The organism is Halobellus clavatus (genome assembly GCF_900107195.1).
In the GTDB taxonomy this organism is placed as follows: Archaea; Halobacteriota; Halobacteria; order Halobacteriales; family Haloferacaceae; genus Haloquadratum; species Haloquadratum clavatum.
Window position 1 is genome coordinate 47426 of the sequence record NZ_FNPB01000016.1, and the last position, 13028, is coordinate 60453.

At 59.8% G+C, this 13028-nt stretch carries 16 protein-coding genes and 5 pseudogenes; 4 read left to right on the top strand and 17 right to left on the bottom strand.

The window, feature by feature from the left end; genetic code table 11:
* Positions 1 to 16: 16 nt before the first annotated feature.
* Complete coding sequence (locus tag BLU74_RS16505) at positions 17 to 835, bottom strand: hypothetical protein (protein ID WP_089769345.1); 819 nt, start codon at positions 833 to 835, stop codon at positions 17 to 19.
* A 227-nt stretch (positions 836 to 1062) separates the two neighbouring features.
* On the opposite strand from BLU74_RS16505, the gene BLU74_RS16510 reads away from it, so the two are divergent.
* Positions 1063 to 1734: a helix-turn-helix domain-containing protein gene (locus tag BLU74_RS16510; RefSeq protein WP_089769347.1), complete on the top strand. Its 672-nt coding sequence runs from the start codon at positions 1063 to 1065 to the stop codon at positions 1732 to 1734.
* 70 nt (positions 1735 to 1804) lie between these two features.
* Here BLU74_RS16510 and BLU74_RS16515 read toward each other — a convergent pair whose 3' ends face one another.
* The 5 genes and pseudogenes from BLU74_RS16515 to BLU74_RS16535 all read right to left on the bottom strand — a co-directional run bounded on the left by BLU74_RS16515 (position 1805) and on the right by BLU74_RS16535 (position 3517).
* The gene (locus tag BLU74_RS16515) at positions 1805 to 2218 is read right to left on the bottom strand and encodes a putative toxin-antitoxin system toxin component, PIN family (protein WP_006181006.1); all 414 of its coding nucleotides are present in this window, start codon (positions 2216 to 2218) and stop codon (positions 1805 to 1807) included.
* Positions 2215 to 2478, bottom strand: a complete 264-nt coding sequence (locus tag BLU74_RS16520) for an AbrB/MazE/SpoVT family DNA-binding domain-containing protein (protein ID WP_006181008.1) — start codon at positions 2476 to 2478, stop codon at positions 2215 to 2217. The genes BLU74_RS16515 and BLU74_RS16520 overlap by 4 nt, the downstream gene beginning before the upstream one ends.
* Positions 2479 to 2578: 100 nt before the next feature.
* Positions 2579 to 2943: pseudogene (locus BLU74_RS16525) on the bottom strand (DUF7568 family protein).
* Between the two features lie 2 nt (positions 2944 to 2945).
* The gene (locus tag BLU74_RS16530; protein ID WP_049804884.1) at positions 2946 to 3227 is read right to left on the bottom strand and encodes a hypothetical protein; all 282 of its coding nucleotides are present in this window, start codon (positions 3225 to 3227) and stop codon (positions 2946 to 2948) included.
* Positions 3228 to 3295: 68 nt separating this feature from the next.
* Positions 3296 to 3517, bottom strand: a complete 222-nt coding sequence (locus BLU74_RS16535; RefSeq protein ID WP_089769349.1) for a DUF8129 domain-containing protein — start codon at positions 3515 to 3517, stop codon at positions 3296 to 3298.
* A 99-nt stretch (positions 3518 to 3616) separates the two neighbouring features.
* Here BLU74_RS16535 and BLU74_RS19640 point away from each other — a divergent pair.
* Positions 3617 to 3952 (top strand): annotated as a pseudogene (locus BLU74_RS19640) (zinc ribbon domain-containing protein); the annotation flags it as partial.
* A 20-nt stretch (positions 3953 to 3972) separates the two neighbouring features.
* Here BLU74_RS19640 and BLU74_RS16545 read toward each other — a convergent pair.
* From BLU74_RS16545 to BLU74_RS16565, 5 genes and pseudogenes are all read right to left on the bottom strand, one after another.
* Positions 3973 to 4638 (bottom strand): helix-turn-helix domain-containing protein, encoded by a 666-nt coding sequence (locus BLU74_RS16545; RefSeq protein ID WP_006181012.1) that lies wholly within the window; start codon positions 4636 to 4638, stop codon positions 3973 to 3975.
* Positions 4639 to 4866: 228 nt separating this feature from the next.
* A complete protein-coding gene (locus tag BLU74_RS16550) occupies positions 4867 to 6252 on the bottom strand; it encodes an ATP-binding protein (RefSeq protein WP_006181013.1) in 1386 nt (461 codons plus the stop codon).
* 280 nt (positions 6253 to 6532) lie between these two features.
* The gene (locus BLU74_RS16555) at positions 6533 to 7480 is read right to left on the bottom strand and encodes an ArdC-like ssDNA-binding domain-containing protein (protein WP_006181014.1); all 948 of its coding nucleotides are present in this window, start codon (positions 7478 to 7480) and stop codon (positions 6533 to 6535) included.
* A gap of 88 nt (positions 7481 to 7568) precedes the next feature.
* Positions 7569 to 7916 (bottom strand): DUF8013 domain-containing protein, encoded by a 348-nt coding sequence (locus tag BLU74_RS16560; RefSeq protein WP_006181015.1) that lies wholly within the window; start codon positions 7914 to 7916, stop codon positions 7569 to 7571.
* 71 nt (positions 7917 to 7987) lie between these two features.
* Positions 7988 to 8835: pseudogene (locus BLU74_RS16565) on the bottom strand (DUF6610 family protein); the annotation flags it as partial.
* Between BLU74_RS16565 and BLU74_RS16570 the strand changes: the two are divergent.
* Positions 8835 to 9206 (top strand): annotated as a pseudogene (locus BLU74_RS16570) (restriction endonuclease); the annotation flags it as partial. The pseudogenes BLU74_RS16565 and BLU74_RS16570 sit on opposite strands and share 1 nt — an antisense overlap.
* Positions 9207 to 9242: 36 nt before the next feature.
* Here the strand turns inward: BLU74_RS16570 and BLU74_RS16575 are convergent.
* The 3 genes from BLU74_RS16575 to BLU74_RS16585 form a co-directional block, all read right to left on the bottom strand.
* On the bottom strand, positions 9243 to 10193 hold the full coding sequence (locus tag BLU74_RS16575; protein WP_015310258.1) for a MarR family transcriptional regulator: 951 nt from the start codon (positions 10191 to 10193) through the stop codon (positions 9243 to 9245).
* A gap of 44 nt (positions 10194 to 10237) precedes the next feature.
* Positions 10238 to 10822 carry a hypothetical protein gene (locus BLU74_RS16580; RefSeq protein ID WP_089769351.1) on the bottom strand — a complete coding sequence of 195 codons (585 nt, stop codon included), beginning with the start codon at positions 10820 to 10822 and terminating at the stop codon, positions 10238 to 10240.
* A gap of 82 nt (positions 10823 to 10904) precedes the next feature.
* On the bottom strand, positions 10905 to 11300 hold the full coding sequence (locus BLU74_RS16585; RefSeq protein ID WP_006181022.1) for a DUF7567 family protein: 396 nt from the start codon (positions 11298 to 11300) through the stop codon (positions 10905 to 10907).
* Positions 11301 to 11530: 230 nt separating this feature from the next.
* Between BLU74_RS16585 and BLU74_RS19520 the strand changes: the two genes are divergently transcribed.
* Complete coding sequence (locus BLU74_RS19520) at positions 11531 to 11653, top strand: hypothetical protein (protein ID WP_255246173.1); 123 nt, start codon at positions 11531 to 11533, stop codon at positions 11651 to 11653.
* Between the two features lie 23 nt (positions 11654 to 11676).
* Here BLU74_RS19520 and BLU74_RS16590 read toward each other — a convergent pair whose 3' ends face one another.
* From BLU74_RS16590 to BLU74_RS16600, 3 genes and pseudogenes are all read right to left on the bottom strand, one after another.
* Positions 11677 to 12042: a DUF7568 family protein gene (locus BLU74_RS16590; RefSeq protein WP_089769353.1), complete on the bottom strand. Its 366-nt coding sequence runs from the start codon at positions 12040 to 12042 to the stop codon at positions 11677 to 11679.
* A 3-nt stretch (positions 12043 to 12045) separates the two neighbouring features.
* Entirely contained in the window at positions 12046 to 12537 is a 492-nt protein-coding gene (locus tag BLU74_RS16595) for a DUF7995 family protein (protein WP_089769359.1), read from the bottom strand.
* 152 nt (positions 12538 to 12689) lie between these two features.
* A pseudogene (locus tag BLU74_RS16600) lies at positions 12690 to 13028 on the bottom strand (IS4 family transposase); the annotation flags it as partial.

The following is a 13028-nucleotide window of genomic DNA, read 5'->3' on the forward strand; positions in this document are numbered from 1 at the left end:
ATGAGGACCAGTGACGCTACGAGTTTGAGGGGAGGCGCCCATCAGGTCGTGGGACCCGCCCCTGCTTGATCTCGTGATCGACTCGCCGGAGGTGTTTACAGCCGCCCTCGGGCGTACGCTTCCGCCAGTCTGGACACGTACACGACTCGCTGATCACGTCGACTTCATACCAGTTTCCGGACGCCGATCGGACCTCATAGCGGCCACCCTTTTCGAGCAGCGAGACGGCCATCGATTCGTCGACGGCACGGCTGGTTCGCGGCTCGAGGTCGTCGTGCTGGGGCGAGTGCTCCGTGACGACCATCCGATCGCGTACGTCGCCGGTGCGGCCGCCGTCTGGGGCAACCGCAGCTTCGGGATCCTGGAGCCGATTCGCAAGCAGGCCCTCGACCGGATGTCCCTCCGGCCACAGATAGTGGACTTCCTGACGCTCGCGATGGTCGTAGGAGCCACAGGCGGCAGCGCTCCCAGTCCAGACACGCCACGCCCCGAGTGCTGCCATCACGTCGACGATGACTCGCGGAACTGCCTTGTGCTCGTCGGGGTAGAACACCCGGAAACGGGTACACGCCTCCTGCGGCGAAACCGTCTCCCACCATTCGACGTCGTCATCCCAGCTCTCGTACATCGCCTTGTCCTCCCCGTATCCGACAGTCACGCCGTCAATCTGCGGTATCTCCACCGATGTTTCGTCAGCCTCGTCTTCGAGCAGCCGAAGGACGGCGTACCGAAGATACTCGTGTTCCGGATGGCCCGAAGATTGGGCGACCTGCTCGTGGTGCTCTGCGACTCGCTCTGCCTCGTCGAGAACAGTCGTTAGATATCGGTCGGTCATAGTTCGTGGAGACGGGAGTGCGCCTCCGCCCCTCGGCGGGCGCTGATAGACTTAACCAACGAATAGCGATCAGTCGTATCCTCAGTTGGTTAATTCATCTCTGCTCAAATGCTGAGCCGGATCGGACTACCGGAGCCAAGAATAGTATATCTGTATAGAGATAACTCTATAGGAGATACGGGGGACAAGACTAATACCGTTAGATGCGATACCGATAACTAACGATGATGGAGTACGTCGACGAGACCGCGGCGAAGATCATGGTCGCGGCCCGGCCGGGTGACTCGATCCGGCGAATCGCCCAGAAGATCGACGGCTCCTACTCGTGGGTCTACGACTGGATCGAGCGGTTGGAGGACGCAGGCTTCATCCGGCGTGAGGACGGCGTCTACATCGAGAAGTACGCTGTCAGGGATCGCTACTACGATCTCGTCGCGGCCATCTCTCGCGCTGTTCCCCCTTCGATCGACGACGGCTACGTCATTCCACACTTCGCCGGGATGCCCTTTGCGTACACGAAAATCGACGGCGTCTACGTCTGGACCCACGGCGGCTATCAGATCGCCCGCGGCCACGACGACTATCCGATCTTCATCCAGGTCGCCGACCAGGACGTCGAACGGTGGACGGCGTTCTTCGATGAGTTCGGGATTCCGAGCCGGATCGAAGAGCGGCCGGATGCAACCGACTACGATGCGACTGTCTCGTACGTGTTGTTCCCGAGGAGTGGGGACATCACTCGCGAGTGGGTTGACGGCAATCCGGTCATTCCGTTGGACGAGGTAATCGAGCACATGTTGGAGTACCGGGTGAACTACGAGCCGGCGTTGGAGATGATCGCCGATGAGTACGACCGCGATATCGACGCGTCCCACGAGGATCCGTGTCTCAATGCATGAGCCTCGGTGAACGCGAAGACGAATTGCTGGACACTCTGGAGGCCGTCATTTCCTGTGGGTCACGAGCGGCTTACTGGGCCGTGAGGCGTTCGTAGAATGCTCTGGGCTCGACAATATCGATCCCCTGGAACGAATCGAGATCGAGCAGGTGGCGGTCGCCGGAGACGATGTAGTCGACATTCCCGGCTACGGCAGCTTCGAGAAACTTGTCGTCATCGGGATCGTCGTCGACCGCCGTGATCTCTTCGTCCGGGTCGACGAACTCCGCGAAGTAGCGGATCGTTTCGACCTCCTCCTGGACGTCTTCCTCGTCCATCTGGAACTTCTCTGGGTATTTGAGCAGGGTGTCTCGAAATTCTGTGAGTGTCGCGACGGAGACGACGATCTGATACTCGCTGCTAAACCCCTTGACGACGATTTCGTGGGGGACACCCGTAGAGATGACACTCGAAATGAAGACATTCGTGTCGAGAACGGCTCTCATTCATCGGCGCCCCGCGCTTCGTGGACCAGCTCGTTGACCTCGTCTATCGACAGATCGACCGTTTCAGCACGCTCCTCGACACGCTGCTGGAACTCCTTGACGGAGGGGAGCTCAAGTTTCTTCAGCACGAGGCCGTAGTCCGTTGGAACGACCATCAGTTTCGTCCCCTGTTCGAGGCCGAACTGTTTGCGTAGCCGACTTGGGATGGTGATCTGCCCCTTTGATGTCACCGTCGCGACTTCCGGGTCGTCAGTACTCATGAGTGACTCTACGTAAGAATTCCTTACCCATCGTCTTGAACCCACCGGTCAGGTCGAGTCCACTGCGTCTTCCGCTTGTCGTCTGCTTCCTTGTTAAGAATCAGCGCTCGGGACCGTAGACAAGTGCTGAGCGGCTTTCGTAGCCCCACTCCCGGTACTCGAACCACCGTTGGACCTTCGCACTGTCGGCACTCTTCTGGCCGACGACGACCTCGTCGTTCGGGCACTCTGGACAGCGGAGCTCCGACTGGGGGCGCTTTTCGAGTTCGTCCCGAAGCGCCGTGGCGTCCTTCGTCGCGAAGCCGCGCGACCACACGGGTAGCTCTCGACGAGAATCCCGGCCCGCCACGTGTGGATGTGCGAATCTGGTGCTCGGTGCAGGACTGCTTGAGCGTCGATCTCTGTATGTCGGTACGCCAGGGTCGGTGTACGGCTCTCTCGCGTCCAATTTGTGAGTCGTGTCATAGTTACTCCTCGAAGAGACAGCGAGCGGCCGCATCGTCGCCGGCGAGTATCTGTTGGTCCTCGGCCGTATCAGCGAAGAGCGTGGGCTGATCGCCTTCTTCTGAGTGCTCGACTTCGGGCCGATCGTCGACGCCGAACTCGCTCGCCTCGGGTCGGCCAAGTCGTGAATCGCGGTCGCGGTGATCCACGTCAGCGCCGAAGTCCTCGAGTGATGTCTCGATGCTCGTTTCGGTCACTTCGAGCTGGCCATCATCACCGAACGCGGTCTGTCGTTGAATCTCGATTTTAGGTCGGTCATCTCATTCGAGTCTCCACCCACCGAGGCCCTGACAAACTGCCCCTAGCTGTCGCGTCAGCCGTCCTGTGAGCGGATTTCACTGGCCTGATCTTCGAGCCGGCGGAGGACCTGGACGCGCTGCTGATTCGCGTTCTCGTAGGCGACGCACGCTCGCAGCGTCTCCATGTCGTGAATCGTCACAATGCCGGCGTTGATGAGTCGGGTATTCGGGGATTCGAGCCGTTGTTCTGGTGAAAGCTTGCTTGTGTTAGACGATTGACTGTCAGGATTGCCCACTGATGATCGCCTCCGCTCCTGTTGAGGCGCGGATAAACAGCGTCGGTTCGCTCTGGCCGCTTTATTTCTTAGCGGCAGCCACGCACAGAAAGCGGATGCGGGGTCGTCGTGGCTACAGTAGAGCCACAGTACACGAGCCAGCAATGCTCGAAGTGTGGCTGTATCTTGGAGGAAAACCGGGATGGTCAACACTTCGAGTGCTTGGACTGTTCCTATCAGGCAAATGCAGACTACAACGCGGCGAAGAACGTGGCGCGAAAACTCGCGCGAAAACTCTAGCGAGGGCAGAAGTCCCCCGCTGGAGGGGCGTTCTGTCAGTACGCCCTGAAGTCGGGGATGATGACCGTGAACGCGACTGACGTGGCGTCCGACACCCCAGTGTCGGCAGAACGGGAGTCCACCGAAAAGCCCACGACTTCAGTCGTGAGTCACTGACTGCGGTCTTCTTGGCTCATTCAGGTTGGCTCCCGGCGATAATTCACATCGGTGTCGACCTGGTCGTACATCCGGTCGAGCATGTCGAGTGCGGACTCGAAGGTTGCGTAGTATTCGTTTGCGAACGCAACAGCGTCCTGAAGCGGAATGACGGGTCGTCCGTCGACCATCTCAGCCTCGATCTCTGCCCGTGGCTCGAGGACAACCTGAATAGCGCCGTCGAGACCGTCGGCAGGTTGGCGGTCCTCCGCAGTGGGGATCCCAAATCGGTCGAAGAACGCTGTCCAGGCGTCAAAATCTGACTCGTGGACGGCGATGAACAGCGGATAATCATCCGGCTCGCGAGCGACTTGATAGCCACCGCGAGTCCAGACGTAGACTGCATCGATAGCGGTGAATGCGTAGTCCATGCCAGCGAACTGCGGAAGGACGTACGCCTCCGGGATTGACGGCGGCGAGGTAGCCGCTGCTGCGGCCAGGAACTCGAGCCCGACATCCCGAATCGTCTGATCAAGGAACTGGAGACCATCATCATACACGACGTAGCCGGCCTCCTCGAGACGGTTCACGACGCGCCGAATCGTCTCCCGGTTCTCGTCGATCTTCCGCGCGACGCCGGAGATGGAATCGCCTGGATCGAGCGCGAGGAGGACCTTGAATTCCTTCTCACCGCACACCTCATACATTCTATAGCTACACAAATTTGTGTAACAGACAAAAGTATTATTCTTTGTGTGGGTCTGCTGGCTGGATCTGGCGAGCGTCCTCAGTAACCCCCGACTGCCGAGATCATCGCCCGGCTCACTCCTCACCTCGATCTTCTGAGTATAGATTGGGGTCGACAGCGTCTGAAACCTCTGTTTGGAACTTGGTGAACTTATGGGTAAGAAACAGGACGTTAGTCGTGGGAGAAGTCACGGGATACGGACGATCTCTCGGAGGTCGAACAGGTTGAGGTCGTCGCGCTCGGCGACTGCTTCGCGGACGGCTTGGGTCGCACCACTCCGCGTGAACAACGCGTATTCGATGTCGACGTCTCCACCGTCTCGTGGCGTCCATCGAACCGCTTCGGCGTGTTCTTCCAGCGATGCGAGCGCGCTGTAGTCCATAGGCGCGTTCGTGAATTTGCACTCCCCAACGACCATCGTTGCCTCGTCAGCGAATCCGACGACGTCGATCTCGTGGTCCTTGTACCACCAGCGCCCGATATCGAGGAAGAGCTTGTCCGGGTAGAGATCCGGGAGAGCGTCCTGGCAGAGCGTCTCGAATGCCGTACTGACGAAGTCTGCGAGTTCTGGTTCGATGAGTGCTTCGTAGGCGTCTTCGCCGAGTCGCTCGTAGCGGTCTTCGTTCCCGTAGACGAACCGGAACCAGAACCGGAACAACGGGTCGAGGAGTCGATACCGACCGCGGCGAGATTTCGCCTTCTGCTCCGTGAGCGGAACCTCCCGCTCGATGAGCCGTAATCGCTCGAGTTTCTGCGTGTACGTAGAAATCTGCTTCCCGTCGATCCCGATCGCTTGCGCAATCTCGTTCGATGTCGTCTTCCCCGCAGCGATCGCGGTGAGGATCGCGAAATACCGATTGGGGTCAGTCAACTCGGTACGGAGAACGTACTCGGGTTCGTTGTGGAGATACCCTCGCTGTGAGAGCACTTCCTCAGTGAGCACTGTTCCGAGATCCCGACTCAGGTCCACTCCGTCGAGGTAGTACGGGACACCGCCGACGATCCCCCACGCGAACACGCGTTCTTCGGGCGTGTAAGTGTCTGGGAGGAACTCTTGGGCGGCGGCAAAGTCTAGAGGCCGGAGGTCCAGCTTCACGGTGGCGCGGCCGTAGAGCGGACTATTCCCGAGGAGAGCAGCCTCCTCCATCATACTGATCGATGAGCCGACGAGCACGAGCGTTCCGGACGTCTGCTGGAAGTGCTGATCCCAGAGACGCTGGATGACGGAAGGAAGACTCCCGTCGGCGTCGATGAGGTAGGGGAATTCGTCTAAGACGACGACCGCGTTCTGGTCACCGAGATATGTGAGGAGTGCCTCCCAGTTCTGCTTGATATTCGTGATGCCAGGGAACGTCTCGGCGGCGACGTCGACGAACTCGTCGAGCTGGAACTGTGTCGTCGTCTCGGTCGCCTGGTAGACGACAGCGTCGTCCCGATCCCGAAGTGAGTGTTGCACGAGTTGGGTCTTGCCGAGACGGCGCCGGCCATAGATAACCGCCAGTTCCCCCCGATCGGAGTCGTAGCACTCTCGCAGTCGCGAGAGTTCCTCGTCCCGGTCCACGAAACGCTCCATAGGCACCCGTCGTCCTCCACCAGTAAAACACTCTCGAATAGACTAATTTTGAATTGGCTATTTCAAAATTGGCTAAGATCAGATAGGTGATGGACTGTCTCAGCCCTCGTTTCGTTTGCTCGGATAGTGGACGATTTTGCGCAACGAGAGAAAATCGCGATATGTCGGATCCTGTGGGTACAAGCCTTCGCTGCTTGGTTAAAATCGATTAACGAAACACGAGGCTGGCGGGCGCAGAAAACTTAACCAACAGGGCGGAAGAAATTCATTACCACGTTGGTTAAATGGGTGAGGACGGGGATTCGTCCTCCAGAACGTCGATGAGTTCCTCTGCCGTTCGACTAATCCGGCCGAGGCGCTCGCGAAAGACCTCGGGGCCGTCCGACTCCCACGCAGCGAGGTAGAACGCTGACCCGCTCGTGTCGAGCCCGCAGTAGCGCCCGACGACGTAGGCGACGGCTTCGGCCTCGACTTCGCGTTTCGCCCGCTCGGTGTCGTCGTCGACGTCGAAGTGGAGCAAGGCGTGCGCGTACTCGTGGATCAGCGTCCGCGCAAGGTCGGCCTCGTTTGCCCGATCACGCACCTCGACACGCGGTTGCATATCGACGAGACTCAGCTGCTCGCAGATGCCTTTCGCCTCGCCGTGGGTCCACTCCGCTTCCGGAACGATTCGTACCGTCACATCGAGGTCGTCGGCAGCGGCAGTCAACTGTTCGACGAGGTCGCCGGCGTCCCCGGTCGCTTCCGTGTCCAGGTCGGGAAGTGATTCCCCCTCGGTCTGGGAGACATCGAACACCGGCGCAGGCTTGAATCCCACGAGGCCCTCGGACCACTCCTCGGGCGGCGTCTCGTCGTAGTCACAGTCACTGTCCTCGTGGTAGCTCGGCGAGTTCTCGCACTCCGGGCAGCGTTTCGTGATGATCGGCGCCCAGATCCAGATGGCCGACTCGCCTTCCGCGACGTGGCGGTTGAACTCCTCCTGCCACGTCCGGTAGCCCGCCACGCGGGTTGCCTCGGGACACTGCCGCTTGATGAGGAGCGCGTTCCGATACGAGTAGTCGTGGAAGCGACTCTGAACGTCAAGCCACTCCTGGAATTCCGCGCTGGCCTGTGCGTCGTCGACGCCGGCGACGAGGTCGTCGATCCACTGTTCGATCGTGCTGTGCATCTCGTCGGATCGCGTGTCGGTCTGGTCGAAGGAGACCGACGAATCACTGGTCGTAGCCATTGTGTTCACCGAATCAATGTCACGGCGACTGCGTCTGTTCAGACCGCGCCGCACCCCTCAGGGGCGTCCAAAAAACCGAGTCTGTCGGTTAGCGGAGTTCGTGGCGTTCGTCAGCGAAGCCGACCGTAACGAGGTAGTCGCAAAACTCGTCGAATTGCTCGACGTCGCTCGGCGTGTCGATCGCAAGGTGACGCGTCCATTCGATGGCCCACTGGAAGGCGGGATCTGAACCCCCCTTCCCGTGTAGATACCACCAGCGAGCCGCTTTGAGAACCACTATGGGATTTGTCGGCGGATGGTCGCCGGCAAGTCCCCGGGTGATCGATTCGATTTCATCGGGGACCTCAGTGGGATCGACCTCACCTGATTGTGTGTTGGCGATATCGACTGGGATGTCGTCGATCGAGACGTTGTCAACGCTCTGTTGTTGACTCATAATAAATCACCTCTGAGAGCTTTCGAAGGAGCCCTCGCCCTCTCTGGGGGCACGAAAAACAGGTCGCGAAGTCACGCCGGCGGGAGGTAGACGCTCTGCTCGCCGGCGATCTCCTCCAGGTTGTTCCGGTGACGGTGGCTGAAGTAGCACCCGTAGCTACAGTATCCACAGATTGCGCCGATATCGTATTCGGCGACGTACGGGCCGCGGCGAGTTCGCCAGACGTTCGTCCCGCACTCGGTACAGGCAGCGTCCTCGAGATCGGCAGGACTCGGACCCTCGTACTCGACGTTGAGCCCCTCGTTTTGCGGTGTCGTTTCGGGCCAGATTCCGTGGGCCCTCCAAAACTCACGGACGCGAGCGAGGCTGTGGCGCACCGTCTTTCGCACGGTGACGTGGTCGGCGTCGCGACCGCTGTCGTCCCAGCCGTCGGCCGTCCAGAACTCACCGAACTGCGCGCCGCGATGCAGCCCGTTCCAGTCGACGCCGACGATGTCGGCTGGTGGCTCGTCCGTGAGTGTCGGTCTGGTCAGCTGTCGAATGGCGTTGAGCTGCTTGGGCGGACTCCCGCCGAGGATGTGGACGCGCCGCCCTCTCCAATCGGCTGGGTCGGAGAACTCGTGGGCCAGGCGGTCGGCGTATCCTCGTGAATACCCGAGGACGAGGGTCTCGGGAATCGCGTCGATCACCGCCCTGACTTCGGAACGACGATGAGATCGGCCTCGGGGTAGCTCGCTTGGATCTCGCGAGCGGCAACGACGTGGGCGTCGGCGTCAGCTGGTTCGTAGATGTCACCGATGTCACCGACCTGTGGCTCGTGCTCGAAGAACCGATCGACGAATCGTTCCAGGTCGGGATTGCGGAAGTCGTTATCGAGCATCCCCACAGGAATCTCGAGGTTCAGGTACTGGTCTGCCTGAAGACTATGCTGCTGGCTCTTCACGGGTCACTCTGGAGGACGGGATTCATCGCTGCGTCCACTGCGAAACGAGCGGCGTTGACGAGACGTACACCTACTGTCCGAACTGCGGGGCGATCGCCTGCGGCAGCCACAGCAAGACCGAACGGCTCGAAGGGGATCCGGTCTGTACAGGTTGTGCGGTGACCGAACGGTTCGCGCTGAAGATGAAGTACTTCTACGACGAGGAGAACCTCGAGGCGTTCCGAGAGGAGTACGCCGAGATGTCACTCCACGAGAAGGCAATGGAGAACAAGCAGCTGGCTGGCGGGAGCGTGGTTGCGACGCTGCTGCTTGTCGTCGGACTACTCGTGATCGGCGGTATCATCTAACCCGTCGCAATTTTCCGCTGGGCTTCTGGGTTGGTGTTACGCGACTCCGTACTGCTCTTTGAGTGCCATATATTCGTCCTTCTTTGGGAGGATGACGGGCAGATCATCTGGCCTGTCGAAGTCACCTTGAAGTGGCCGATACAACGCTTTCACAGTAGGTTCTAGGTCGTACCACTGTGCGGTCTCGACGAGTGTCTCCTGATCGATATCCTCCGCCTCGATCAGCAGCATCGAATAACTGACGCGCCGGGATCCGCTATCGAGAAGGAGCGTATGGCACACGACTTCAGCAGGCGGTAGCTCCTCGTCTGGAGCATACCAGAACGGAGGCTCGCCGGCGAGGAAAAACTGTAGACCATACACTGCGAACCGGCCCAGTCCGGTCATCTTCCAGTCCGGAGCTGCTTGGAGTGCGTCTGTATCCTCACCGGTCTGCACGCGAACGAGGGATCGCTTCGGATCACACCACGCGATCGTGGCGCTGGGAGCGATTTCTCGGACTCGTGATCGATGTTCGTGCTCTACGGCGGCCCGGACGAACGCCAACAGCGGCGAGACCTCGTCTTGGAGGGCATACTTCGGATCGGATCTGGAGAGTAACGCTCGGTGCTTGAGCGGCGATAACGCGCTGTGGACACCTTGTCGAGTGATTCCGAGTCGGTCTGCGATATCAGCGATGTGTCGTGGTCTATCGAGATACCAACACACGCGGAGGGCAGCTGGCGAGAGTAGTTCCGTCCAGTCTACGTGGCTGAACACCGACTGGAGCGTTCGATACGCTTCGGTGACGGGATGTTCCGCAATGCGGACTCGACGCTGATTGCTGGGGCTACGGGTTTCTGCGAGCAATCCCGTTGCGAGGAATTCGTCGAGTACCTCGTAGAGATGGTCTCGTGAATATCCGGTTTCGGCCGCAAGTTCCTCCGGTGTTGCTTCACGGCCGGTACTCAGCGCGTCAAGTACGGCGAGTCCGGCCTTCGAAATCATCTGGGTCTTTCTAAACCCTATCTATATAAATATGATTTGGCATTTTACTTGACGACTGCTTCGTCCCGGACCAGTTCTGCGAGCGCGTCCTCGAGGGACCCGTGGAATTGCCAGTTCGCCCGCTCGAAGGCCTCGTCGGTCGGGCCGTCCCAGCGGGGGAATGCAGAGTGACCGCTCACTTTGACTGTCCACTCTGTCAGTTCGTCGAACGGGTTCCGGGTCGGGAGTTCGACGACGTAGAGGTACTCCTCGTCGCCGTGGATGCCGTTAGCCGGATTCTCGACACCGTAGCCCAGCAGGAACAGCGGCTGGTTGAGGTGCTCCATATTGGACGGCTCGAGGAGATCCGCTGGCTGAGCCGCGTCGATCGTTCGCTCTGGGTCGCCATCCAGATAGAGGTCGACCGTCGAGAGCTTGTTGAGGAACACGAACGTCGCGGCCGTGTAACCCGGTCCGCGCTCGGCACGGGTCGCATCGAGCAGCTCTTTCAGCTGTGCAAGATCCTGGAGGACGCTCCCCGGGTAGCCGTCCGAATGCCGGTACACCTGCGCGACGCGGTCGGCGCCGCCATCTGCCTCATCGGTCTGTTCGACTCGTTGGACGAATCGGAGTTGACTCCGTGTCGACATCGGTACTCGCCGGCACATGTGCGCCGGCACCCATCGCCGGCGCAGGAACAACACTACGCAGTCGTAGCGGGATTGCTATCCACTACGCGAGATGTGACACCTCGTCTGGTTCCTCCACGTCGTCGAATTCACCACGCTCGACTGGCTCCCAATCCTCCCCAGGTGCTGGACTCCACCAGTCGACCTCGTAGGCACCCGGTGCGCCGAGGATCTTCACCCGCGCCGACCCATCGGGTAGGTCGCGACGGAGCTTTTCGTCGACGTGGAGGTTCCACGTTGAGTGGGTGTCGAAGCAAGCGAGAACGGCTTCCTCGTAGCCGCGTGTCTCTCGGGATTCTTGGAGTTCAACCTGCGTATTGCAGTTCCTGCAGAACACGCCCTCGAACGGAATGTGGCTGAATACCTCGTGCCCGCAAACGGGACACCAGAGGAACTCGAACAGTGCCTCACTGTGTCGGTCGATGATTTCTAAACTCATCTGTGAATCTGGCCCGATTGAGACGGGCCACTCATTCCGGCCCAGAAATAAACGCCACCGATGCCGCTGAAAATAGATCCGCCTCTCAATTGCTAACTATCACGACCGTGTTGTACTGGGCGTTGGTCTGAGTGAGTGCACGCACTTTTCAGGAATTTCGTCGTCAGGGATGTTGCTTGGTGCTGTACTGCCGGTAAAGGTTTATCTGACTACACTGTGTCTGGTTTTGTATGTCCGCTCCCACAGCCGGAGAAGCCGGAGATGAAGACGGTAATGGGTCTCCTGAAGCTGTTTCTGCTGAGGAGGCACTTGAGATGCTGCCTGACGAAGACGAATTCGAGACCGATTTCTAACACGGTAAAGGTGGGTATGTCTCTCAACGCTCGGCGCCGTACACAATCCTTGAGGGCGCTTCGTACCCACAGTTCCGACACTCGAACCAGCGCTGTACCTTCGCGCCGTCAGCAGTTTTCCCACCGATGACCACGTCGCCGTCCAGACACTCTGGACAACTCATCTCGGGAGCAGGTTGGTCGCGGAGCTCGTCACGGAACGATTTCGCGTCCTTCGTCTCGTACCCTCGCGACCATACTGGGTAGCCGTCGACGATGATCGCGCCACGCCACTTGTAGCGGTACGAGTCCGGGGCTCGGTGTAGGACAGCCCGAGCGCCAGTCTCGGTGTTACGATACTCGAGCGTCGGCGTGCGACTTTCACGCCGCCAGTTTGTGATCCGGGGCATCTGTTAAAAGTGGACGTCGGCGGGCACGATCCAGAGCTCCTCGCTCTCCTCCAGCACTCGATCCAGCTGCTCACGGTGACGGATGCCGTTCGCGTGTTCGTTATACAGGAAGATCGTCGGGCCGTCGTACGCACCAACTTGATGGAACGCGTGGCGGGCGAGGTCTTCGTCACGCATGATCTCCTCGTCGGAGAGCTCGTTGAGCGCTTCCTTCACTCGCTCAAGGTTGCGCTCGAACTCTTCTTTCGTCGCCTCCCAGCCACGCTCGAGCAGGTCCTGGCCGTCGTCGGAGTCGACGGGGGCCGCGGTCGGGAGCTCACCCCATCGCGCCTTCCCCGCAACGGACGTGTCTTCCTCATCAAAAGTCACGTGGTAGTCGAAGACTGCGCCGGCATGTGGGTCCGCGCCGACCAGGCGGTCGAACACCGTCTTTCCGGTGGCCAGTGCGTCGTCGTGGGTCGATGCTTCTACCAGAGCGTAAATCACCATGTGCATCTCGAACACCTCGAAGCGCCGACGCACCGGGAGTCGTTGCTCGCTCGCTCCTGCTGCGCCGGCACCCATCGCCGGCGCTCGAAAAACCTGATCTAGCGGTCGATTTTTAGGACTCGTTCGCTGGATATAGGCGCTAAGCCATTCGTCTTTAGCTAAGACTCACACCTCGGTTGCGTAGCGGTAGCGAGCGTCTCTTGCAGGATCGGTCGTTGTTGGTGGATCTTCTGTGCGTCTTCGATCAGTCGCTCCAGCAGTGGCGGTGGCGAGTAGCCGAGGAACTCGCCGAGTTCGTGGAGGATGAGCTGGGCGTGCGACCGGAAGGTCGCCGCCCAGCGTTCCGGCGGAAACACGATTTCATCGGCGGCCTGCTCGGTGACCAGACCCAACAGATCACGACTCACCAGCAGTGACAGCAACGCCGCGTACAACAGAATCTTCACGACATCCGGGTCGCTCGTGTCGAACTTGTCCAGTTCGTACTGTGTCTTCAG

Excerpts from the sequence above, each read along its gene's own strand:
- BLU74_RS16580 (WP_089769351.1), bottom strand. The coding sequence starts at position 10,822 with ATGTCGACACGGAGTCAACTCCGATTCGTCCAACGAGTCGAACAGACC.
- BLU74_RS16505 (WP_089769345.1), bottom strand. The coding sequence starts at position 835 with ATGACCGACCGATATCTAACGACTGTTCTCGACGAGGCAGAGCGAGTC.
- BLU74_RS16595 (WP_089769359.1), bottom strand. The coding sequence starts at position 12,537 with ATGCACATGGTGATTTACGCTCTGGTAGAAGCATCGACCCACGACGAC.
- BLU74_RS16515 (WP_006181006.1), bottom strand. The coding sequence starts at position 2,218 with ATGAGAGCCGTTCTCGACACGAATGTCTTCATTTCGAGTGTCATCTCT.
- BLU74_RS16545 (WP_006181012.1), bottom strand. The coding sequence starts at position 4,638 with ATGTATGAGGTGTGCGGTGAGAAGGAATTCAAGGTCCTCCTCGCGCTC.
- BLU74_RS16510 (WP_089769347.1), top strand. The coding sequence starts at position 1,063 with ATGGAGTACGTCGACGAGACCGCGGCGAAGATCATGGTCGCGGCCCGG.
- BLU74_RS16560 (WP_006181015.1), bottom strand. The coding sequence starts at position 7,916 with ATGAGTCAACAACAGAGCGTTGACAACGTCTCGATCGACGACATCCCA.
- BLU74_RS16590 (WP_089769353.1), bottom strand. The coding sequence starts at position 12,042 with ATGCCCCGGATCACAAACTGGCGGCGTGAAAGTCGCACGCCGACGCTC.
- BLU74_RS16585 (WP_006181022.1), bottom strand. The coding sequence starts at position 11,300 with ATGAGTTTAGAAATCATCGACCGACACAGTGAGGCACTGTTCGAGTTC.
- BLU74_RS19520 (WP_255246173.1), top strand. The coding sequence starts at position 11,531 with ATGTCCGCTCCCACAGCCGGAGAAGCCGGAGATGAAGACGGTAATGGG.
- BLU74_RS16550 (WP_006181013.1), bottom strand. The coding sequence starts at position 6,252 with ATGGAGCGTTTCGTGGACCGGGACGAGGAACTCTCGCGACTGCGAGAG.
- BLU74_RS16520 (WP_006181008.1), bottom strand. The coding sequence starts at position 2,478 with ATGAGTACTGACGACCCGGAAGTCGCGACGGTGACATCAAAGGGGCAG.
- BLU74_RS16575 (WP_015310258.1), bottom strand. The coding sequence starts at position 10,193 with ATGATTTCGAAGGCCGGACTCGCCGTACTTGACGCGCTGAGTACCGGC.
- BLU74_RS16555 (WP_006181014.1), bottom strand. The coding sequence starts at position 7,480 with ATGGCTACGACCAGTGATTCGTCGGTCTCCTTCGACCAGACCGACACG.